The 21,892-nt window shown below is 64.6% G+C and carries 20 protein-coding genes, 1 tRNA gene and 1 pseudogene; 15 read left to right on the forward strand and 7 right to left on the reverse strand.

Features of this window, described 5'->3' with window-relative positions; genetic code table 11:
* The first annotated feature begins 108 nt into the window (after nucleotides 1–108).
* From obgE to ABIB56_RS02895, 9 genes are all read left to right on the forward strand, one after another.
* Nucleotides 109–1,659: a GTPase ObgE gene (gene obgE / locus ABIB56_RS02855; RefSeq protein WP_354567360.1), complete on the forward strand. Its 1,551-nt coding sequence runs from the start codon at nucleotides 109–111 to the stop codon at nucleotides 1,657–1,659.
* Nucleotides 1,652–2,449, forward strand: a complete 798-nt coding sequence (gene proB / locus ABIB56_RS02860) for a glutamate 5-kinase (RefSeq protein WP_354567362.1) — start codon at nucleotides 1,652–1,654, stop codon at nucleotides 2,447–2,449. Before obgE ends, proB begins: the two co-directional genes overlap by 8 nt.
* A gap of 132 nt (nucleotides 2,450–2,581) precedes the next feature.
* Complete coding sequence (locus tag ABIB56_RS02865; protein WP_354567363.1) at nucleotides 2,582–3,850, forward strand: glutamate-5-semialdehyde dehydrogenase; 1,269 nt, start codon at nucleotides 2,582–2,584, stop codon at nucleotides 3,848–3,850.
* A gap of 69 nt (nucleotides 3,851–3,919) precedes the next feature.
* The gene (locus tag ABIB56_RS02870) at nucleotides 3,920–4,111 is read left to right on the forward strand and encodes a hypothetical protein (protein WP_354567365.1); all 192 of its coding nucleotides are present in this window, start codon (nucleotides 3,920–3,922) and stop codon (nucleotides 4,109–4,111) included.
* Nucleotides 4,112–4,125: 14 nt separating this feature from the next.
* Nucleotides 4,126–4,716 carry a nicotinate-nucleotide adenylyltransferase gene (gene nadD, locus ABIB56_RS02875; protein WP_354567367.1) on the forward strand — a complete coding sequence of 197 codons (591 nt, stop codon included), beginning with the start codon at nucleotides 4,126–4,128 and terminating at the stop codon, nucleotides 4,714–4,716.
* Complete coding sequence (locus tag ABIB56_RS02880) at nucleotides 4,713–6,530, forward strand: hypothetical protein (RefSeq protein ID WP_354567368.1); 1,818 nt, start codon at nucleotides 4,713–4,715, stop codon at nucleotides 6,528–6,530. The genes nadD and ABIB56_RS02880 overlap by 4 nt, the downstream gene beginning before the upstream one ends.
* 42 nt (nucleotides 6,531–6,572) lie before the next feature.
* On the forward strand, nucleotides 6,573–6,950 hold the full coding sequence (gene rsfS, locus ABIB56_RS02885) for a ribosome silencing factor (RefSeq protein ID WP_354567369.1): 378 nt from the start codon (nucleotides 6,573–6,575) through the stop codon (nucleotides 6,948–6,950).
* Between the two features lie 17 nt (nucleotides 6,951–6,967).
* On the forward strand, nucleotides 6,968–7,918 hold the full coding sequence (locus ABIB56_RS02890) for a hypothetical protein (RefSeq protein ID WP_354567370.1): 951 nt from the start codon (nucleotides 6,968–6,970) through the stop codon (nucleotides 7,916–7,918).
* A gap of 95 nt (nucleotides 7,919–8,013) precedes the next feature.
* Nucleotides 8,014–8,087: transfer RNA gene (locus ABIB56_RS02895), tRNA-Ala, on the forward strand.
* Between the two features lie 127 nt (nucleotides 8,088–8,214).
* Here ABIB56_RS02895 and ABIB56_RS02900 read toward each other — a convergent pair.
* On the reverse strand, nucleotides 8,215–9,285 hold the full coding sequence (locus tag ABIB56_RS02900; RefSeq protein ID WP_354567371.1) for a polyprenyl synthetase family protein: 1,071 nt from the start codon (nucleotides 9,283–9,285) through the stop codon (nucleotides 8,215–8,217).
* 104 nt (nucleotides 9,286–9,389) lie between these two features.
* On the reverse strand, nucleotides 9,390–10,172 hold the full coding sequence (locus ABIB56_RS02905) for an SDR family NAD(P)-dependent oxidoreductase (protein ID WP_354567372.1): 783 nt from the start codon (nucleotides 10,170–10,172) through the stop codon (nucleotides 9,390–9,392).
* Between the two features lie 86 nt (nucleotides 10,173–10,258).
* On the opposite strand from ABIB56_RS02905, the gene ABIB56_RS02910 reads away from it, so the two are divergent.
* Nucleotides 10,259–11,116: a helix-turn-helix transcriptional regulator gene (locus ABIB56_RS02910; RefSeq protein ID WP_354567374.1), complete on the forward strand. Its 858-nt coding sequence runs from the start codon at nucleotides 10,259–10,261 to the stop codon at nucleotides 11,114–11,116.
* Nucleotides 11,117–11,175: 59 nt separating this feature from the next.
* Here the strand turns inward: ABIB56_RS02910 and ABIB56_RS02915 are convergent, their stop codons facing one another.
* The 3 genes from ABIB56_RS02915 to ABIB56_RS02925 are packed head-to-tail and all read right to left on the reverse strand — an operon-like array spanning nucleotide 11,176 to nucleotide 14,383.
* Entirely contained in the window at nucleotides 11,176–12,840 is a 1,665-nt protein-coding gene (locus tag ABIB56_RS02915; RefSeq protein ID WP_354567375.1) for an FAD-binding oxidoreductase, read from the reverse strand.
* On the reverse strand, nucleotides 12,837–13,607 hold the full coding sequence (locus tag ABIB56_RS02920; RefSeq protein ID WP_354567376.1) for a lysophospholipid acyltransferase family protein: 771 nt from the start codon (nucleotides 13,605–13,607) through the stop codon (nucleotides 12,837–12,839). Before ABIB56_RS02920 ends, ABIB56_RS02915 begins: the two co-directional genes overlap by 4 nt.
* Nucleotides 13,604–14,383: an SDR family NAD(P)-dependent oxidoreductase gene (locus tag ABIB56_RS02925; protein WP_354567377.1), complete on the reverse strand. Its 780-nt coding sequence runs from the start codon at nucleotides 14,381–14,383 to the stop codon at nucleotides 13,604–13,606. The genes ABIB56_RS02920 and ABIB56_RS02925 overlap by 4 nt, the downstream gene beginning before the upstream one ends.
* Before the next feature lie 75 nt (nucleotides 14,384–14,458).
* On the opposite strand from ABIB56_RS02925, the gene ABIB56_RS02930 reads away from it, so the two are divergent.
* The 5 genes from ABIB56_RS02930 to ABIB56_RS02950 all read left to right on the forward strand — a co-directional run bounded on the left by ABIB56_RS02930 (nucleotide 14,459) and on the right by ABIB56_RS02950 (nucleotide 19,836).
* Nucleotides 14,459–15,295, forward strand: a complete 837-nt coding sequence (locus ABIB56_RS02930) for a hypothetical protein (RefSeq protein WP_354567378.1) — start codon at nucleotides 14,459–14,461, stop codon at nucleotides 15,293–15,295.
* Nucleotides 15,295–17,607 carry an HAD-IB family hydrolase gene (locus ABIB56_RS02935; RefSeq protein WP_354567379.1) on the forward strand — a complete coding sequence of 771 codons (2,313 nt, stop codon included), beginning with the start codon at nucleotides 15,295–15,297 and terminating at the stop codon, nucleotides 17,605–17,607. Before ABIB56_RS02930 ends, ABIB56_RS02935 begins: the two co-directional genes overlap by 1 nt.
* A 28-nt stretch (nucleotides 17,608–17,635) precedes the next feature.
* Nucleotides 17,636–18,430, forward strand: a complete 795-nt coding sequence (locus tag ABIB56_RS02940; RefSeq protein ID WP_354567380.1) for a ferritin-like domain-containing protein — start codon at nucleotides 17,636–17,638, stop codon at nucleotides 18,428–18,430.
* A 111-nt stretch (nucleotides 18,431–18,541) separates the two neighbouring features.
* The gene (locus ABIB56_RS02945) at nucleotides 18,542–19,351 is read left to right on the forward strand and encodes a thymidylate synthase (protein WP_354567565.1); all 810 of its coding nucleotides are present in this window, start codon (nucleotides 18,542–18,544) and stop codon (nucleotides 19,349–19,351) included.
* Nucleotides 19,348–19,836, forward strand: coding sequence for a dihydrofolate reductase (locus tag ABIB56_RS02950; protein WP_354567381.1), 489 nt, complete (start codon nucleotides 19,348–19,350; stop codon nucleotides 19,834–19,836). Before ABIB56_RS02945 ends, ABIB56_RS02950 begins: the two co-directional genes overlap by 4 nt.
* Before the next feature lie 13 nt (nucleotides 19,837–19,849).
* Here the strand turns inward: ABIB56_RS02950 and ABIB56_RS02955 are convergent, their stop codons facing one another.
* Entirely contained in the window at nucleotides 19,850–20,566 is a 717-nt protein-coding gene (locus ABIB56_RS02955; RefSeq protein ID WP_354567383.1) for an AAA family ATPase, read from the reverse strand.
* Between the two features lie 27 nt (nucleotides 20,567–20,593).
* Nucleotides 20,594–21,892: pseudogene (locus ABIB56_RS02960) on the reverse strand (AMP-binding protein); the annotation flags it as partial.

The following is a 21,892-nucleotide window of genomic DNA, read 5'->3' on the forward strand; positions in this document are numbered from 1 at the left end:
TTTCGCTCGGCCCTTGGCCGGCACATTTCATGGGTTCGAGCGGGCTTCGGCTCGCTCTCGCCTTTTAAGCAGTGGTTCTCATACTTTTAGCAATCGAAGGGATGCGTTGTGGCTACCTTCGTTGACCAGGTAACACTCCATCTCAGCGCCGGCGACGGTGGCGATGGCTGCGTCTCGGTGAAGCGTGAGAAGTTCAAGCCGCTCGCAGGTCCCGACGGCGGCAACGGCGGCGACGGCGGCGACATCGTGCTCGCGAGCGACAACGGCGTGACGACACTGCTCGGCTTCCACCGAGCGCCGCACCGCAAGTCCGACAAGGGCGGGCAGGGCATGGGCGACCACCGCAACGGTTTCACCGGCGAAGAGGTCGTGCTCGAGGTTCCCGTCGGTACCGTCGTGAAAGACGCCGAGGGCAACGAGCTCATCGACTTCTCCGAACCCGGCATGCGCTACGTCGTCGCCCAGGGCGGACAGGGTGGTCTCGGCAACGCGGCTCTCTCCTCCACGAAGCGCAAGGCGCCCGGTTTCGCACTTCTCGGCATCCCCGGCTGGGAGGGTGATGTCTTTCTCGAGTTGAAGGTCGTCGCGGATATCGCACTCGTCGGTTACCCCTCGGCGGGTAAGTCGAGCCTGGTTGCGGCGATCTCCGCGGCGAAGCCCAAGATCGCCGACTATCCGTTCACCACGCTGCACCCCAACCTCGGCGTCGTGCAGGCGGGGGAGACCCGCTACACCGTCGCGGATGTCCCAGGCCTCATCGAGGGGGCCAGCGAGGGCAAGGGCCTCGGGCTTGAATTCCTGCGTCATGTCGAGCGATGCTCCGCCCTCCTCCACGTGCTCGACTGCGCGACCCTGGAGCCGGGGCGCGACCCGCTGACCGACCTCGACGTCATCCTCGGCGAACTCGCCGCGTATCCCGTCCCCGAGGGCCAGCTTCCGCTTCTCGAGCGTCCACAGCTGATCGCCCTCAACAAGGTGGATGTTCCTGAGGGCCGTGAACTGGCCGACATGGTGCGGCCGGAACTCGAATCCCGCGGCTATCGTGTGTTCGAGATCTCAGCGGTGAGCCGTGAAGGTCTGCGCGACGTGTCCTTCGCCCTCGGCGAGCTCGTCGAGGCCGATCGTGCGGTCCGCGCCGCGGAGCCAGTCACGCAGCGAATCGTGTTGCGTCCGCGTGCGGCGAACGACGCCGGATTCAGCGTGAAGGTCGAAGGCGGCTCGGGCGGCAACATCTACCGCGTCGTCGGCGGCAAGCCGGAACGCTGGGTCGCCCAGACCGACTTCAACAACGAGGAGGCGATCGGCTTCCTCGCCGACCGTCTGGCCAAGTCCGGTGTGGAGAACGAGCTGTTCAAATCCGGGGCTGTCGCCGGATCGACAGTCATCATCGGTCCTGTCACCTTCGACTGGGAGCCGACCCTCACCTCGACCGCAGAGCTGCTTACCGCACCCCGCGGTACGGATCCGCGACTCGTGCAGAACGACCGTCCGACCAGCAAGACACGTCGCCAGGAGTATCTCGACCGCATGGACGGCAAGGCTGCGGCCCGTGCCGAACTCATCCGTGAGCGCGAGGCCGGCATGTGGAACGACGACGAGGGTTTCGCCGTCGCCGAGAAGGCGAGCGCGTCCACGGAGGATTCAGCCACGGATGACTAGGCCGATCGTCTCGCGCGCTGAGGTCCCCACCGCACGGCGCATCGTCGTCAAGGTGGGGTCGTCGTCCATCAGTGGCGCCAATGCGGGGCAGATCCGCCCGCTGGTCGATGCTCTCGCCGAAGCGCGGGCACGCGGTTCCGAGGTCATCCTGGTCTCGTCCGGTGCGATCGCGACCGGCATGCCCTATCTCAAGCTGGATGCCAGACCCTCAGACCTGGCAACCCAGCAGGCCGCGGCCGCCGTCGGCCAGAACCTACTGATCTACCGCTACCAGGAGAGTCTCGACCGCTACGACATCGTGGCTGCGCAGGTGCTTCTGACCGCAGGAGACCTCGAAAATTCGACGCCCCGCAGCAATGCCCAGCGGGCGATGGAGCGGCTCCTGGGCCTCAGGATCCTCCCGATCGTCAATGAGAACGACACCGTCGCCACCCACGAGATCCGTTTCGGCGACAACGACCGGCTGGCTGCCCTCGTCTCGCAGCTGGTGCGGGCCGACCTGCTGCTCCTGCTGTCGGATGTCGACGCCCTCTACACGAGGCCGCCAGACCAGCCCGGCGCCCGTCGCATCACTCATGTGCCGTTCACCGACGACCTGGCAGGTGTCGAGTTCGGCGATATCGGTGCGGCCGGGGTGGGGACCGGGGGAGCGGGAACGAAAGTGGCCGCAGCCAAGCTGGCCGCAGCATCCGGGACCCCGGTATTGCTCGCGGCGACCGGCGATGTCTCCGCTGCGCTCGGTGGTGCAGACCTCGGCACTTGGTTCGAAGCGGTCGCGCCCGCGGACTGACCGTGTCACCGCTCCCGTGTCGTTTCCTCTCCCGAGGGGACACGAATGGCTGCTCCGCGATGTATTCCAGAGCCATTTGTGACCCCTGAGAGTGATAACGAAACAGGCCGTGGCCGGAAGTAAACTGGCCGCATGCCCGAAACTGCTGTTGCGACGCGCTCCTTCACCGACAAGCTGACCGCCGCGCGCGATGCGTCGGTCATCCTCGCGACCGCCAATGCGGGGCTGAAGAACCGAGGGCTCGAAGCCATCGCCTCGGCTGTCGTCGACAATTCCGAGAGCATCATCGAGGCCAACGACCTCGACCTGGCCAACGGCAGGGACAACGGTTTGAGTGCCGGACTCCAGGACCGTCTGCGCCTCGACGAGAAGCGACTCTCCGGTCTCGCCGAAGCAGTCCGACTCGTCGCGACCCTCGTCGACCCTGTCGGAGAGTCGGTGCGTGGCAAGACGCTTCCCAACGGACTGCTGCTCAGCCAGGTGCGGGTGCCGTTCGGTGTGGTCGGCGTGATCTATGAGGCGCGCCCCAATGTCACCGTCGATATCGCGAGCCTCGCGCTGAAGAGCGGCAATGCCGCGGTGCTCCGGGGTGGAAGCGCGGCGGAGAACACCAATCGCGTACTCGTGCAGATCATCCAGAACGCCCTCGCGAGCGTCGGCCTGCCCGCCGACGCGGTGCAGACTATCGACGAGTTCGGTCGTGAGGGTGCGAAACAGCTCATGCAGGCCCGTGGCTACGTCGATGTGCTGATTCCGCGCGGCAGCGCCGAGCTGATCAACACGGTGGTGCTCGAGTCGAAGGTCCCGGTGATCGAGACCGGTGCCGGAGTGGTGCACGTCTTCCTCGACGAGTCGGCCGATCGTCAGTGGGCGATCGACATCGTGCAGAACTCCAAGGTCCAACGGCCGAGCGTGTGCAACGCCCTCGAGACGCTGCTCGTGCACGAGGCCGCCGCCGCGCGGCTGTTGCCCTCCGTGCTGGCCGACCTGAGGGCATCCGGAGTCACGGTCCACGGTGACGAGCGCACCCTGGCGATCTTCCCGGATGCCGTACCGGCGACCGAGGAGGACTGGACGACCGAATACATGTCGCTCGATCTCTCCGTGCGCGTCGTCGACGATCTCGACCAGGCGATCGACCACATCCGCCGTTACTCGACCCAGCACACCGAGTCCATCGTGACCAACGACCTGGCGAACACCGAGAGGTTCCTGGCGGAGGTGGACTCAGCCGTGGTCATGGTCAATGCGTCGACTCGTTTCACCGACGGTGGCGAGTTCGGCTTCGGCGCGGAGGTCGGGATCTCGACGCAGAAGCTCCATGCCCGCGGACCGATGGGGCTGAGCGAACTGACCAGCACCAAATGGATCGTGCGCGGCTCGGGACAGGTGCGCGCGTAGAGCACGGCGTGCTGGCACTCTGGCCGGTAGGCTTGTAGCACTGACAAGAAAGACTGGTGGAACCCGTTGTTGACCACGATTGTCCTGGCTGCTGAACAAGCGCCCGCGACCCTGATTTTTCCCAACTGGGTGTTCCCGCTCATCGCGGTCCTCGTTTTCCTGGTGCTCGGTTTCGTCGTGTGGAGCTTCCGTGACGTGGCCAACCGTCACAGCCACAAAACCGACAGGTCCGCCGCATCCGGACACACGACCGACCACTAGGTAGCGAGCGCATCGTGGCCGAACGCCCGAAGATCGGCGTCATGGGGGGAACATTCGATCCGATCCATCACGGGCACCTCGTGGCCGCGAGCGAGGTGGCGCAGTCCTTCGGCCTCGACGAGGTGATCTTCGTACCGACTGGGCAGCCCTACCAGAAACCGGGCGCCACCGAGAGCGAGCACCGCTATCTCATGACGGTGATCGCCACCGCAGCCAACCCGCGCTTCACGGTCAGCAGGGTCGACATCGACCGGCAGGGTCCCACCTACACCATCGATACCCTGCGGGACCTGCGGGCCCAACGCCCCGACGCGGAGCTCTACTTCATCTCCGGTGCCGACGCGATCGCACAGATTCTGGACTGGAAGGATGTGCGCGAGCTCTGGTCGCTGGCACACTTCGTAGCTGTGTCTCGGCCGGGACATCCGCTGACTATTTCCGGTTTGCCAGAGTCGGAAGTAAGCTTGCTGGAAGTGCCTGCGCTTGCGATTTCGTCTACTGACTGTCGCAGCAGGGTCAGCCGGGGTTTCCCGGTGTGGTATTTGGTCCCCGATGGTGTTGTTCAATACATCTCCAAGCACCATTTGTATCGGAGTATTACATGACAGCCTGGCAAGATCGACCGCCCGTTAGCAGGCGGCAAGTTCGGCAGAACGAGCGCGGCGACGCGGTGGACTCGCAGGTGAGCCTTGCCCAGAACCCCACCGACCAGGCCGAATTTGGGCCTTTTCCCCGCGAGGGCTGGAATACGGATGCCCGTGCCACCGCCGCTCCGGAGGCTCCCGCTCGCACCGACGGCGTCGTCGTCAGAGGGCGCCGCGCCCAATTGCAGTTCCCCTCGCTGGCTCCCAAAGACCAGGCCCCGAAAGACCAGACCCCGCAGACTGAGGACGAGGCACCACAACAGACTCCGGATGTTCCGACTCCCGAGCCCCTTTCGTACATCACCCAGGGCCGTCCCCAGGTGCCGAGCTACGACGGACCCTCATTCCGTGGCCGCTCGAACTCTGCCGCGCCGGACCAGCCGACGGATGCCTCCCAGGGCAGCGATGCCGAGAAGCCCTACCGCGAACGTGACTTCAGTCCGGAAGGTCGGCGTTCGACCTTCACCTCTGTTCCACGCGCCCAGGCCTGGACTCCGCCGGCAGCATCCACTGATGAGCCGAGCGAACTCGACTATCACACTCAGGCCGCTCCGGTTCCAGCCTCTGTGACGCCACCGCGTGTCGAAGAGCACCCTGCGAACAACGATGTGCCGCACAGCGAACGCACGATGACACGTCGCGAATTGCGTGCCCTCCAGCAGAGCAACGACCCGCTGCCCTTCGACGCACCCTCGTCGCACACGACCTCGGCAGACCCCATCCGTCCTCGCGAGCGCCACGATGCCAGCCTGGCACCGGCCACCGGTCAGATTCCCCGGCAGGCCGACGCCCTGGCGGAGTTCGACGCACTGACCCATGCCGAGCCTGAGACAGTTTCCGAGAAGCCGGTCCCTTCGGATGAGTCGGTTATTTCCGAAGAACAGGTCGCCTCGGAAAGATCAGTGGCGACCGATCCCCCCCAGCTTGTGGAGCCGCCCAAGCTCTCCTCATTCCCGCTTTTCGTCGCGCCTGTGGCTGCTACGCCGCCTCCTGCCACTGAAGCGCCGGCCGTGGCCTCGGTTTTCGTCGCCTCGACCGACCCGGACGCTGCCGCAGAGGTCGTCCCCGCGGAGATCGTGGATGACGAGCCGCATAACAAGCTTCCTGACTTCGATGACCTGCTCTTCCAGTCGCCGACAGCTGCGGAAACTCCTGTCGACGCTGAGTCCGTGGATGTCGAGCCCGTGGATGTCGAGCCGACACCCGTACCAGCCGACGTCGAAGAGAAGCCTTTCGGCCTTCTGCTCCAGGAGCCTGGCGAATCCGATGCCCATGAGGCCTACACGCCTCCGGTCGGCCACTGGTCGACCCAGGCATCCATCGACGATGGAGAGCAAGCGCGTGACGGTAGTTTCAGTCGCAACGTGGGCGCCACCAGCGGTGCGATCACCACAAACGCGCTGGTCTTGCCGTCCATCCCCACCTCCGACGACATCCTGAGTCCGCTCAGCAGCACCGGCGAGATCCTGGTCACTGGTTCGATCAACCTGCCGAGCAGCATGGGTACCACCGGCGCTCTGCCCGCCCGCTACGACCACTCCGACGTCGATGCGCTGTTGGCCGCCGACGACCGAGAAGACTCGTCAGACCCCGACTCAGCGCCTGTTCGCGCCATTCGCGCGATCAGCACTCATACCTCATCGGGAGCGGTGATCACCACCGTCAAGCCCAAGGGCAACAATAGAATGCTCACCGTCGTCGCCATCTCAGCCGCCGTCGTAGCCGCCGGCATCGTGGCGCTTCTCGTCGCCGGAGTGATCTTCAAGATCTTCTAACGTGACCTGTTTCTCTTTTCTCCCCTCATTCCAAAGGATCCTGTGACTGCGACCGACCACGCCCGCGAACTGCTCCAGATCGCTGCATCAGCGGCCGATGCGAAGCAGGCGGAGGATCTCGTAGCCCTCGACGTCTCAGGCCCGCTGCCGCTCACCGACATCTTCCTGTTGGCTACAGGGCGCAACGAGCGCAACGTGGTCTCCATCGCCGGCGAGATCGAAGACAAGCTGATCGAGAGCGGTGCCAAGCCGCTGCGCCGCGAGGGTCGCGCTGAGGGGCGCTGGATCCTGCTCGATTTCGGTGATCTCGTGGTGCACGTCTTCCATGAGGAAGACCGCATGTATTACTCGCTCGAGCGCCTCTGGAAAGACTGCCCGGTCATCCCGATCGATCTCCCCGTTCGCGAGAACGCCGAGTAGCTCCGGCTGCTGGCACGGTGTCTCCTGCGGTGCCGTCGTGGCAGGGGCCGACGGATGATCTCGAGCGCCTGCGAGCCGTCGTGGACCGTTGGGCTGCTGCGACCGCACTCGACGAACTGGTCGCGGCGTTCGGCGGGGTGGTTCCCTCCCTGACCGGCAGCGAACGCCTTCGCTGGCTCGATTCCTTCTCGGCTGCGCACTGGGATTTTCGTCGCGGCCGTGAGCGTAACCTCGCGGATGCCGTCGCGCTCGAACCTGCACAGGAGCGACTGGTACTCGCACTCGCGCCGGAACTCGGGCTCGCCGACATCCACCAGCCGTCGCGCGCACGCTACGAGAGTGTGCTGATGACCGGTGGGATGATCCGGGCGGGGATCGTGAAGCCGCGGTTCGTGGCCGAACTGCTCGATGCCGGACTCGACATCGGCACCGTTACCTTTCTCGGCGGCTTTCGCGATTTCGCCGGTGACGAGATCGAGCTCGCCCGTGCCCTCGGAGTCAGGGGCGACAACGAGTTCGACGCGATGGTAGCCGGTATGGAACTCGCCTTCGGCCCGCTCGGCGAACCCGAAGTCGAGGAGTTCCTGGGCGAGAGCAGCAACGCCTCCTGGTGCGAATACTCCTGGCAGACGGGCAGTACTCGGCTCAGCGTGATCGCTGCGCCCTCATCCGCGCCGAAGGTTCGACGCGCCAATACCGCCGACACCTACAGGTTCTGGGCAGAGCACCGTCGGGCGAATGTTGACAGCTCCGTGCTGCTCGTCACCACCCCGATCTACGTCCCGTACCAGGGGGCAGGCGCCGTCGAGATACTGGGCCTCGACTACGGACTCGCCGTGGAGACCGTCGGGGTCAGCGCGACTGCGAGTGATCTGGGGGAGTACAGCCAGCCCTTCCTGCCTCGCCATCATCTGCAGGAGTTGCGGGCGGCCATCGGCGCGATGCTGTCACTGCGCGCGCGACTCTGATGGGTTGTGCCGCTTCCGGTTTGGCGCACCGGCGAGATGTAGTAATCTTGACAAGTTGTCTCGTCCGCCGGTTCGTTCGGCGGGCTCGACGGTATGGGTCCATGGCGCAGCCTGGTAGCGCACCTGCATGGCATGCAGGGGGTCAGGGGTTCGAATCCCCTTGGATCCACCCGGAATCGATTGGTGTAAAGTCCCCGTGATCGTCAGATCGTGGGGACTTTCTCGCTGTCGGGCGCCCCACTTATTCGGGCGTTGCGGCGACCTCAGGGGACTTCACAACATCCCGGTGCTGGATGCTAGCGCGCGCGGTCCAACACTGCGTCGATCATCGGGTTCACGGCATCACGGAGCGCGGTATCGATCATTGGCCGGTCGAGTACTGCCCTTGCCCGTCGCGCGTGTTCCTGCACCAAACCCTCGGCGAAGGCGCGGGCGCCGCAGATTTCCAGCCGGCCTCGCACATGCTCGGCTTCCCGCTCGTTCAGGTCGGATTTGCCGATGAACGGCTTGATACTGAACCAGGCATTTGTCGTGGCAGCGTGCGCCACGAGGACCGTGCGTTTGCCCTCGCGCAGGTCGCTCAGGGTGGACTTGCCGGTCAGGTGCTCCGATCCGAAGACCCCGAGCAGGTCGTCGACGACCTGGTAGGCGACGCCGAGTTCACGGCCGAAGTCACCGAGAGCGCGGACGACAGCGTCCGAGGCATGGGCCAGCACGGCCCCCGACTGTAACGGTGCCTCGAAGGAGTAGACCGCTGTTTTCGCCCTGCCCACCCGGAGGATGTTCTCGACCGTCGGCATCTCTTCGGACAGGGACAGTTCCACATCGAGCATTTCGCCGCCGGCGCTCTCGAAGATCGCCTCGTCGAAGATATCCCGCAGCCGGGCGCGAACTCCGTCCTGGCACTCGAGCGCGTCGAACAAGCGGCTGGCTCCGGCCAGTGCGAGGTCGCCAGCGATGATCGCTGCCGACCGTCCGCGGTGCTCAGCGATCGGTGTGGGGATTCCAGCCGTGGTGGCGGAATCCCGATAGCTTCCCGACACGTTGGGGATGCCGCGTCGAAAGAAGTCGCGATCGATCACGTCGTCATGCACGAGCAGTGCCGCATGCAGCAACTCGAATGCCGCGCCCACCCGTGAGGCAGCCCGATGATCCGCGCCACCCAGCGCTTCGTAGACAGCTAGCACCAGGCGAGGACGAAAGTGCTTGCCGCCTGCCGTACTGCGCTCCAGCACCGTCCAGAGCTCGACGTACTCAGACCCGAGGGAGGCGGCCCGCCGCTTCGCGACACTGAAGAAACCGTCGAGAACCGCATCGACGCCATCCAAGCGTGCCCCTGTGTCCACCGGCAAGGGGAGTCTTTCCATCTCTCCAGAATAGGCCACGACGGCGAACTAATCAGCTGGCTGAGCATCGGATTCTTCGGGATCCTTCTTCTTCGGCGGTGCTCACCTGGTGATGCGCGCTCCTTTCAGGCGCCCGCGCCGCCGTCGACCGGCACGATCGCGCCGGTCACCATGGACGCGCGATCGCTCAGCAGCCACGCAGCCGCCTCTGCAACCTCGCGGGGCTCGGCCATCCTGCCGAGTGGGATCGACGCGTTGATGTGCTTGACGATGCCGGGGGTCGCCGCCTCCCACGAGGCGATCATCTCGGTAGCGGTTCCGCCAGGGGTGATGCCGTTCACCCGAATACCGTGAGGGGCCCAGCTCACGGCGGCGCTCTCCGTGATGCTGTTGAGCGCACGCTTCATGGCGCCGTATGCGGGGAGGTCGGGGTTTGCACGCCGGCTGCCGATGCTCGAGGTGTTGACGATCGCCCCGCCGCCGTTCCGGCGCATGAGCGCGGCCTCGGCGGTCATGGCGGTCCAGTGCGCGCGGAAGTTCACGGCGAACTGCTCGTCGATGTCCTCGTCGCTGGTGGCGTCGAGCGGGCCGGGCTGCTGGATGGCCGCGCCGTTGTTGAAGGCACCATCGAGCCGTCCGTGCAGCTCATCGACGCGGTCGACGGCGGCGCGGATGCTGGCGCGGTCGGCGAGGTCCAGAGTGACAGCGTCGGCGACACCGCCATCCTCGCGGATCTCGGTGACGAGCGCCGCGAGGGCGTCGGTGCTGCGGGCGGCGAGCACGACGGCGGCGCCCTCCCGGGTGAAGAGCCGGGCCGCAGCTGCCCCGATGCCGCGGCTGGCGCCGGTGATGAGGACGACCTTGCCGGTGAGCAGGCCGATGGGTGTGTTGTCTGTGTTGTGTGTCATGAACACAGTGTCAGTCCGGCCGCCAGGCCGGATGCAGGCACAGACAGTACTAGGGTCCGCCTCTGTGCAGCGTGCAGACTGGGAAGATGGATAAGCAGGAACTCGCGGCATTTCTCCGCAGCCGACGCGAGCGGCTCCGGCCGGAGGACGTTGGCCTCAGGTCGGGTCCGCGGCGGAGAACCCCAGGGCTCCGCCGTGAGGAGGTTGCGGTGCTTGCGCATATTTCCACCGAGTACTACATCCGACTCGAGCAGGGTACGGCGCCACGCCCGTCGAGCGAGGTTCTCGCCGGGATCGCGGGCGCGCTGCGACTCACTGATGCGGAGTCCAGTCACCTCCACGTTCTTGCGGGCACCGCACCGATCCTGACCGGCTTACACCGCCGCGATGTCCGTCCGAGTATCCTCGCCCTCCTTGAGCGGCTTCCTCAGACTGCTGCTTTCGTGACGTCCGCGGCGTTCGAGGTGCTGGCGTGGAACGATCTCGCGGCTGCACTGATGGAGGACTTCGCCAGTCTTGCCCCCGAGGATCGCAACCTCGCGCGGACGGCATTCCTCGGGCCGGCGCGATCCGACGTGAATCTGTATGGGGTCTCCGACGCTGCCGAGTTCCGGCGCCACGTCGTTATGGAGCTCCGTGCAGCCCTCGCCCGGTATCCCTCGGATCCGGCGATAGCCGACCTCGTGACGGAACTTCGCGACGGCAGCACGGAGTTCGCCCGACTCTGGGAACGGCACGACGTGCAGTCGACACCGATGCTCACGAAGACATTCCGGCACCGCACCGTCGGGGAGATCACCGTCGATTGCGACTCCCTGACGCTCTCCGACAGCGACCAGCACCTCGTGCTGTACACCGCGCCACAGGGATCCCGCGACGCCGAGGCGCTGGCTCTTCTGAATGTCCTGGGGATCGAGAGCGTCAACGCCGGCAGATCGCGGTGACTGGATGAACCCTCAGGGGAGGTAGTACGCGGGAATCAGCAGCGTCACCGCGCTTTCGATCAGCGGGCGATGATCTTTCCGGGGTTGAAGGTGCCCTTCGGATCGGTGGCGTCGAACAGTCCCTGCATCACTGCGACGCCGCCGGAGGAGATGTCCTGTTCGAGCCATGGCGCATGCTCCAGCCCGACACCGTGATGGTGCGAGATGGTGGCGCCGGAGTCGATGAAGGACTGTTGGATGGAGCTCTTCACGACGTCATACTGCGCAAGCGGCTCGTCGTTGTGGGCGAACGCGAAGGTGAAGTAGAGGCAGGCGCCGGTGTGGTAGGAGTGCGAGAGGTGGGCCATGATCCACCCGTCGACGCCGATCTCCTTGTACGCGCCATTGGCCGCGGCGAACGCGTTGTCATACACGGTGGCGAGCTTCGCCCACGGTGCTGCCGTCTCGGAGACATCCGCCGCCGCACCGCGGTCGAGCAGGAAGTCACGCAGGTACGGGGTGTCGAATTTCTTCTGGTCGTAAAGAACGCCGGGGCCTTTGCCGATCGCAATGCCTCCGTGCTTCTTGACGATGGCGCCGACGATTTTCTTCTGTCGGGCCACATGGGACGCGCTGCCCTCGTAGCCGATGAAGGAGAGGCACATCTGGTCGATCTTCCAGCCCTTCGCCTTCAGGAAGCGCTGCAGACCCTGGGTGACCATCTTGGAGATGCCTTTGCTCTCCTTGCTGGTGGCGAAGGAGAAGCCGGTCTCGCGGGCATCGGAGACACGGGTGACGGATGGCGTCGCGTCACTCTCCGAGATCGCGTGCATCGCTTCCAGGCCCGCCTTCCAGTTCGGGAAGAGGTAGGCGATGATCTCACGCACCGCAGGAATTCGGTGCACCTGCACGGTGACCTCGGTGATCACACCGAGGCGTCCCTCGCTGCCGACGATCATCTCGCGCACGTTCGGACCCGTCGACGCACTCGGGATCGCACGGATGACGAGGGTTCCGTCCGGACGCACCACCCGCAGACCGCGGGCGATGTCGGCGATGTCGCCGTACTTGTCAGACTGCATGCCGGAAGAACGGGTCGCCACCCAGCCGCCGAGCGTGGAGTGCGTGAAGCTGTCGGGGAAGTGACCGAGCGTCCAGCCCTTCGCGGTGAGCTGCGCTTCGAGGTCGGGGCCGAGAGCGCCGGCCTCGATGCGGGCCAGACCTGACCCCTCGTCGATGTCGAGCACCCTGTTCAGCCGGCCGAGGTCGAGGGAGATGACAGTTCGCGCCTCGGTGGCCAGCGGTTCAAGGCTACCGACGATATTGCTACCACCGCCGAAGGGGATGATGACAGCATCCGCTGCCACCGCGGCATCCACGATCTGCTGCACTTCGGCCTCGTCGGCCGGGTAGACGACGACATCGGGTGTGCGGTCGAGGCGGCCCGAGCGCACGCGGATGAGATCGCGGACGCTCTTGCCGAAGGTGTGCACGACACGCTCCATGGCATCCGTGGTGGCGTTCGACTCGCCGACGATTCCGCGCAGCGTCGTCACGAACTCGCTGGACGCGCGGCTCTCTGGCACCGTGACGTCGTCGAAAGAGGCCAGTGCACTGGCCGTGCTGTTGACGTCGATGCCGACCGCCATCTGCACGAAAGGCGCGAAACCCGGCTTGTCTTCGTGGTGGAAACCTACCCCGTCGACGCCCCAGCCCCACCACTTCATGTGTTTGACGTGGGTCACTTCGCTGCCCCCTCTGATGGCAATTGTCCATTGGTCGATCCGGACTGACCAAGAATACGGGCAGAGTTCGCATCCCGCAGGCGCAGGATCTCGAGTCGTACACGTTCGGTGAAATCGGTGGCTGATTCGCCTATCGCGGCGGTCATCGGTTCGCCGAATACCACGCCCACAGGATGCCGTCCACGCTTCGGCCAATTCGTACCCCGAGGGTGTGCAATGTGGACGCCGATCAGCGCAACGGGCAGGCAGGGTAAAGAGCAGGAGGTGGCGAGGGCCGCGGCTCCCGGCTTGAAGTGACCGAACTCGCCATCCTTGGAACGCGTGCCCTCCGGGAAAATCAACAGAGGGATGCCGCGCTGGAGCAGAGATTTCGCGCTGATACTGCGCGGAACCTTACGCGTCCGTTCCACGGGAAAGGCGTTGAAGAATAGCGCAGTGAGACCGCGTCGCCACCAGACGTCGAAGAAGTAGTCGGCTGCCGCGCCCGCGGCCAGGTAACGGGCGAGCCGGCGGGGGAGGGCTCCGAAGATGAGTGGGGTGTCGAGGTGGCTACCGTGGTTGGCCACGACGATGAAACCACCCTTCACGTTCTTCACGTTCTGCTGTCCGGTGACGGTGACGCGGGTCAGCCGCCAGACGAGTGGTTTCAACAGGCCCCGCTGGGCCACGAAACGGGCGGCCGCGTGCGACCGAGAGGTGAAACGGTCACGCACGGGCGTGGCCGTCGAACGAACGCTTCCCGCGTTCGGGTGTGTTCCTGTGGTCATGAGGCAACTGCATCCTTGCGGCTGGAAGAAATGGAACCCGAGATGGCCCGAATCGTCCTTCTCGGCAAATGTCGAGCGAACCAGATGAGCACTCGGTAACGAAGAGTAGGTATGGAAATCACCTTGCCTTTATCTGCGTCACGCAAACACGCTCGCACTAGTGGTTCGGCGTCGAGCCACAGAGCGTTTGGAATACTGCTGGAACGGATGCCGGCACGTTGATGGAACTCTGTGCGCACCCACCCGGGGCAGAGCGTCGTGACGCCGACGCCCGTACCTCGAAGTTCGACGGCGAGACCTTCGCTGAACGAAGTCACCCACGACTTGATGGCGGAGTAGCTCCCCATGGTGATGAATCCGGCGGTACTCGACACATTGATTATTCTGCCGTGTCCGCGGGTGCGCATTCCTCGCGCCGCCGCGCCGGACAGCACGAGCACCGCGCGACACATCACGTCGAAGGCGCGGTCGTGCACCGCGACATCCGGATCCGCCAGCTTGCTGTGCACGCCGAACCCGGCGTTGTTCACGAGCAGGTCGATCGGTCGCTCCGGGTCTTCGAGACGAGCGGCCACCATGCTGACGGCGTCGCGATCGCTGAGATCCGCGCTGATTATTTCGACCGACCTTCCGCTGGCGCGCAGTTCTGCCGCCATCGCTTCGAGCCTGTCGGTGGACCTCGCGACGAGCACGAGATCGTCCCCTCGCGCGGCGATAGCTCTGGCGAACGCGGCACCTATGCCCGACGTTCCTCCGGTCACGAGAGCAACACCCATGGCACTTACGATACGGTGCTATCAGGTACTCCGCGCACCTGCCCACTTTTCCGTGCCACCAAGGTTTGAGTTTTCATGACCATGAATGATGAGACCATTGCGGCGACAGACCGCACAGCCGGCTTCAATGTGAAGGACTTCGCCCGCACTGCGCGCGGCAACCATCGCGCGGACTTGCAGTTGGCGGAATACTCCGATAGGCCGCTCTCAGCCGACACCCTCAACCTGGTGCGCTATCTCGGCCAGCTCGAGAGTGCCACCATGCAGCATCTGCGCAACGTGTTGGTCACCGCCACCCACAAAGATGCCCGCGTCACCGCGTTCCTGGTGACCTGGGCGTTCGAGAAGTTCTGGCTGGCCGACGCACTCGAAGCCGTGCTCGAAGCCAACGGTGTTCCAGGCATCACCAGAGAATGGGCCACCTCCGAGAAGCGCCGCCGACCGATGTCCGAGGCTGCAGAGCGCCGAGGACCGATCTCGCGCGCGATCTCCGGGATCATCATCGGCACCCCGATCGTGGCGGTGCACATGACCATCGGGCTGGTCGACGAATGGATAACCCGAGCGGCATATAAGCACCTCTCCGAATCGGCGGGGAGTGCAGCACTCGCCTCGACCCTCGAGATGGTGCTTGATGTGAAACAACGCCACTCGCTCTTCTTCGATGACGAATCTCGTCGCCGTCTCAGCTTGTCGCCGAAAGCCGTACGGCTGACCCGCAAAGCGTTGAGCGGCGCAGCCTGGCCCCTCGGCGCCATCGATCGTTCCGACGACGACCGCTCCTTCTTCGAACAATTCACCTTCGGAGGGTCGGAAGGCCACGCCCGTGCCGCAGCGATCGGGGCGGCCGTCGCCACCCTGCCGGGCATCGGCAATGATGTCGCCGCGACGATCACTGCGCGGCTCGGCTGATGGCGCGCAAGGCGACCACCTTCGATCTCGGCGGTGCGCACGTCCTCCTGACCGGAGCGACGGGTTTCGTGGGCCAGGCAGTGCTTGAGCGGCTCATTACTGCGCATCCGAAAACCACGGTGTCACTGCTGGTGCGGCCGAAGGGCAGTGCGAGTGGCGAGGACAGGCTTCGCACTCTGCTTCGCAAGCCGGTGTTTCGCGTGTGGCGTGAGAAGGTCGGCGACGAGGAAGTGGAGCGGGTGGCGCGCGAGCGCCTGCGGGTCATCGAGGGCGACCTTGGCACCGTCTCCGGGCTTCCCTCGGATATCGACATCGTCATCCACGGTGCCTCGACGGTGTCTTTCGACCCGCCAATCGACCAGGCATTCGACACGAATGTCGGCGGGGCCATCGGTCTTTACGGTGCTCTGGCGGCGAGCGGGAGCAAACCGCATGTCGTGCACGTCTCCACCGCCTACGTCGGTGGAATCCGCAAGGGAATCGTGCCGGAGGCGAGCCTCGAGCACGAGGTGGACTGGCGCGCGGAGTACGAGGCCGCCAAGGACGCCCGCAACAGGGTCCAGATGGCCTCCAGGCAGCCGGAGACGCTTCGGAAGTTCATCACGGATGCACGTGCGCACCATGGCAAAGAAGGCCCTCAGGCGGTCTCCAAGGCCGCGGAGGCAACTCGCGTGGAGTGGGTGCAGAGCCGACTTGTTGACTACGGCCGCACTCGCGCTGAAAGCCTCGGCTGGACCGATGTCTACACGCTGACCAAGGCGTTCTCCGAGAGGGCAGCGGAAGAGCTCTGGGCCGCCACCGGGCACCAGCTGTCCATCGTGCGTCCCGCCATCATCGAAAGTTCGCTGCACCATCCGTATCCCGGCTGGATCGATGGCTTCAAGGTCGCCGATCCGCTGATTCTCGCTTACGGCCGCGGCATGCTTCCGGAGTTTCCCGGGCTTCCCGACAGCGTTCTCGACGTCATCCCCGTCGACTACGTGGTGAACGTGATCCTCGCGGCAGCCGCTACCCCGACCCCGGCGGGGGAAACCCGATACTTCCATGTGAGTTCCGGCGCGAGCAATCCGCTGCCGTTCCATCGCATGTTCCAGAATGTGAACCAGTTCTTCCTGGAGAACCCGATGCCCAAAGAGGGCGAGGGGCATATTCTCGTGCCCACCTGGAAGTTCCCCGGCGGCAGGAAGATCGAGCGTTCGCTGCTGCTTAAGGAGAAGCTCAACAACCAACAGGGTCGACTGATCGAGCGACTGCCGTCCACCGCCAGAACGCGCAAGTGGATCGCGACGGTGCAGCAGAACAGCCACGACCTCGAGTCGCTGCGCACGTTCACCAACCTCTATCGCGCCTACGTGCAGACCGAGATCATCTTCGATGACCGCCGCACCAGGGAGCTTCACGCATCCCTGCCCGCCGCCCTCAAGGCGGATCGCGGTTTCGACGTCGAAGAGATCGACTGGGAGGACTACTTCCAGCGCGTGCATTTCCCATCGATCACCGCGATGACGCATGCGTTCACGAAGCGCAAACAGTCCAACGAGAAGACTGCCGCGAAGGCACTCCCTGAGCGTTCGGACGTGATCGCAGTCTTCGACTTCGAGGGAACCGTCATCGACTCGAACATCGTCGAGCAGTACCTCTGGGTGCGTTCGGCCGGTTATCGCAAGGCCGCGTGGCCTGGCGAGGCCATCAGCCTGCTGACCACGCTGCCGCGCTACCTTCGGGCCGAGCGTCGCGACCGTGGCGAGTTCATCCGCCTGTTCCTTCGTCGTTATCGCGGGATGCCGAGCGCACGCCTGCAGAAGGTCGTTTCTCGCGGGTACAGCGAACTGATGCTCCGCCGGATCATGCCGGAGGCCGTCGAACGCATCCGAGCCCACCGCGCTGCCGGCCACCGCACCGTGCTGGTGAGCGGCTCGATCGGGATTCTCATCGAGCCGATCGCCGGACTCTTCGACGAGGTCGTCGCCGGAACGATGCACGAACGCAACGGTGTGCTCACCGGCTACCTCGCCAAACCGCCGCTGGTGGACGAGGCGCGTGCGGCCTGGCTGCGCCAGTATGCGGAGACCCACGGCATCGACCTGTCGAAGTCCTACGGCTATGGCGACAGCCATTCCGACCTGGTCTGGCTCGAGTTGCTGGGAAATCCCCATGCGATCAACCCCGACACCAATCTGTCCAAGGAAGCACAACGAAGACGGTGGAGTATCGAAGACTGGAAGCGTGGCGCACACGGCCTCGCAAATGGTGTGAGTATTTCAGATAGGCAGAATTCGCTGGACGAAGCTTCGAAGGGAGCGAAGGAGTAGGCGCCACGGCCCCCACCCCTCAACAGGCATGGCATTCGACGTAGACAAATACACCGCGACCTCGGTCAGCGTGAACTGGGACGATCTCGATTTCGAGCAGTTCCGTACCGAGCCGTTGCCGGAGTCCTCACTGCGCACGCTGCGCTACATGGCGGATGTCGAGTACCACACGGTCTGCTACACCCGCGACCTGCTCACCACCCCCTCCCACAAGGAGAAGGACGTCAGCGCGTTCATGACCATGTGGAACCGCGAGGAGTTCTGGCACGGTGAAGCTCTCGCTGCGGTGCTCGGCGTGCATGGCATCACTGTCGACTACGACGAACTGAAGGCCAACCGCCTCAAGCTGGGCTGGAAAGACCGCCTCGACCCAATCAAACAGTCGGTGGGCGGCAAGCTCGTCGGCATGGACTTCGTGGCGGTGCACATGGCTTGGGGGGCCGCCAACGAGTGGTCAGCCATCACCGCATACAACCGCATGGCAGAGTTGGAAGAGAACCCGGTGCTCGCCGAGTTGCTGCGCCGGATCGCGAAGCAGGAGGCGCGCCACGTGGCGTTCTACACCTCCCAGGCCCGTGATCGCCTGGCCAAGAGTAAGAAAGCCCAGGTGATCGCCCGCTTCGCCCTGAAGAAATTCTGGGCGCCTGTCGGTTCGAGCATCATGGAGAAGACCGAGGTCGTCCACGTGATGAATCACCTGATGAGCGGCGCTGAGGGTCGCGCCGCCGCGCGCAAGATCGACAGCCACATCGCTGGGCTTCCCGGCATGCAGGGCCTGACCATCGTCGAAGACTCGCTCAACGGCCTCGGGGTAGCGGCTTAGGTCCTCGGACGCTGGCAGGACGCTCTCGCACCGGTGGCGATCGCAAACGAAGTTCAGGCGGATGCTCGTGCCGCACTGCCGACGCATGATTTTGCCCGTACGCTCGAATACGTGACTACGACGATCCCCACCCCCTACGAGGATCTGCTCCGCGAGACGCTCGAACAGGGCAGCGTGAAGTCAGACCGTACGGGTACCGGCACGAGAAGTGTCTTCGGGCGCCAGCTGCGCTTCGACCTGAGCAAGGGCTTTCCCCTCATTACCACCAAGAGGGTGCACTTCCGATCGGTCGTCTACGAACTTCTCTGGTTCCTGCGCGGCGAAGGCAACGCGACCTGGCTGCAAGACCAAGGCGTGACCATTTGGGACGAATGGGCGGATGCCGACGGTGACCTCGGTCCCGTTTATGGCGTGCAGTGGCGATCATGGCCGACCCCTTCCGGTGAGCACATCGATCAGATTTCCGAGGTCATCCAGGCCATCAGGACCAATCCAGATTCGCGGCGTCTCATCGTCTCGGCCTGGAATGTTGCGGACATCCCGAACATGGCTCTCGCTCCGTGCCACGCGCTGTTCCAGTTCTACGTCGCCGACGGCAAGCTCTCCTGCCAGCTCTACCAGCGCAGCGCGGACCTCTTCCTCGGCGTGCCGTTCAACATCGCGAGCTACGCGCTCCTCACGCATATGGTCGCTGCGCAGACCGGCCTCGAGGTCGGGGACTTCGTCTGGACCGGCGGTGACTGCCACATCTACGATAACCACGTCGAGCAGGTGACGGAACAGCTGAGCCGCGACCCCTATCCCGCTCCGCAGCTGAGGATCACGAGGGAGCGTGCGAGCGTCTTCGACTACGAGTTCGAGGACTTCGAAGTGGTCGACTACGTGCACCACCCGGCGATCAAGGCACCCGTCGCGGTATGAGTGTTGCGCTCATCTGGGCTGAAGCGCACGAAGGAGTCATCGGTCGTGACGGGGAGATCCCGTGGCACATTCCCGAAGACCTGGCGCACTTCAAGGAACTGACCGGCAGCGGCGTCGTCGTGATGGGGCGTCGCACCTGGGATTCGATTCCTGAGCGTTTTCGGCCGCTGCCGGGGCGTCGCAATATCGTCGTCACCAGGCAGCTCGACTGGACGGCGCCCGGTGCGGAGGTCGTCCACTCGATCGACGAGCGGCTGTTCGCGGGTCTGCCCGACGATGTCTGGGTGATGGGCGGTGGCGAGATCTATCGCCAATCCCTGCCTTTCGCGTCACGTCTCGAGGTCACCGAGGTCGATCTCGAGGTGGAAGGGAAGACCGTGGCACCCTCCATCGACGATTCCTGGCAGCGCACGCAGGATCCGATCAATGGGTGGCATCTGTCCCGCACCGGAACCCTCTACCGCTTCGCGAGTTTCCGGCGCTGATCGTCGGCACGCTCTACAACTGTCGGAGGTATCGCTCGGGAGAATCGAGGAAGTTCCGCCAGTTGGTGATGAGATCGAGATCACCCCAGCCGCTTCGGCGGAGTCCCCATTCGCCGACTTCGTAGATTTCGGCACCCGCGAGCGCCGCAAGTACGGGGGAGTGGGTCGACATCACCACCTGCGATCTACCCGTGGACAGCAGTTCGGTCAGGATTCCCAGCAGTGCGAGGCATCCGGCGAAGGACAGCGCCGACTCCGGCTCGTCGAGAAGCCAGAGACCCGGGCCGCGGAACCGGTCGACGGTGAGGCCGATGAAGGATTCCCCGTGGGACATCTCGTGGAATGCGACATCGTGTCCGCTCGGATTGTGTTCGAGGTAGGTGAACAGTCCATGCATGGTCTCGGCTCGCAGAAAGTAGCCTCGCTTGGAGGCTCCGGCATTGCGCACCAGTTGCAGGTGATCGCCGAGCTCGGATTCGGTGGAGCGTGTGCGGTGATTGGCCCCGGTCGATCCACCCTCCGGCGAGAGCCCGTAGGCCATCGCGATACCCTCGACCAGCGTGGATTTGCCGGAACCGTTCTCGCCGACGAAGACCGTAGCAGCGCCGAGAACCAGGCCATTGTCGAGCACCTGCCTCACCGGCGGAAGGGTGGCTGGCCAGACATCGCGGTCCATCAGATTCAGCGGGTGCTCATCCAGGCGGCGAATCGGATACCTATCGAGCTGCATTCCGCCATTCTCGCAGGCCCCGCCGACCTACAGTATGCGATCCTCGAGGATCTCTCGGATGCGCATCGGCACCGTCTCGTCCTGTAGAGAGGTTGTGTCGCCGAGAGCGCGACCGTCGACCAGGTCGCCGAGCAGTCGTCGCATGATCTTGCCTGAGCGGGTTTTCGGCAGGTCGGGAACGATCACCACCTCGCGAGGCTTCGCGATCGCACCGATCTCGTGGGAGACATGTGCGCGCAGGAGGGCTGACAGTTCACCCTCGAGTTCGCGCCAGGTCTCCAGGTCGGCCGCCTGCTCCGCCGAGATACTGCGTGACGGGATCACGAAGGCCGTGATCGCTTCACCGGTTCGGGGATCGCTGACCCCGACCACGCCCGTCTCACCGACCGAGGGATGCGCGACCAGAGCCGACTCGATCTCGATGGTGGAGAATCGATGACCTGAGACGTTAATCACATCGTCAACCCGACCGAGGAGCCAGATGTATCCGTCGTCGTCGTATTTCGCACCGTCGCCGGCGAAGAAATAGCCGCGGGAGGCGTACTTCTTCCAATAGGAATCCCGATAGCGCTCGGGATTTCCCCAGACGGTGCGTGCCATCGAAGGCCAGGTTCCGTCGATCACGAGATAGCCGCCGGAACCCTTCGGCACCTGTTCGCCATCCTCGTCCACGATGCGCACGGACAGGCCAGGAAGGGCGTGGGTGGCGGAACCGGGCTTCAGCGTCGTGACGCCGGGGAACGGCGCGACAATGGCCGAGCCGGTCTCCGACTGCCACCAGGTATCCACCACCGGAGCGCTGCCGGCGCCGATGTTATCCCGGAACCACATCCAGGCCTCGGGGTTGATTGGCTCGCCGACCGAGCCGAGGAGACGGATGCTGGAGAGATCCCAGGTCGCAGGGATGCCATCAGGGAACCAGGTCATGAACGTGCGGATCAGCGTCGGTGCTGTGTAGTACGTGGTCACGCCGTAGCGCTCCATGATTTCGAAGTGGCGACCAGCGTGCGGGGTGTCAGGCGTTCCTTCGTAGATCACGGACCTGGCGCCGTTGGAGAAGGGACCGTAGAGCACGTAAGTGTGGGCGGTCACCCAGGCAAGGTCGGCCGTGCACCAGTACACGTCGCTGTCTTTGGCGTCGAAGACCGCCCAGTGGCTCCAGGACGCCTGCACGAGATAGCCGCCTGCGGTGTGGACCAAACCTTTCGGCTTACCCGTGGTTCCCGAGGTGTAGATGATGAAGAGTGGCGTCTCGGAGTCGAAGAACTCCGGCTCGTGGATGTCGGATGCGGTCTCGACGACATCGTGCCACCAGACATCGCGGCC

The sequence above is a fragment of the Glaciihabitans sp. UYNi722 genome (assembly GCF_040549465.1).
In the GTDB taxonomy this organism is placed as follows: domain Bacteria; phylum Actinomycetota; class Actinomycetes; order Actinomycetales; family Microbacteriaceae; genus Lacisediminihabitans.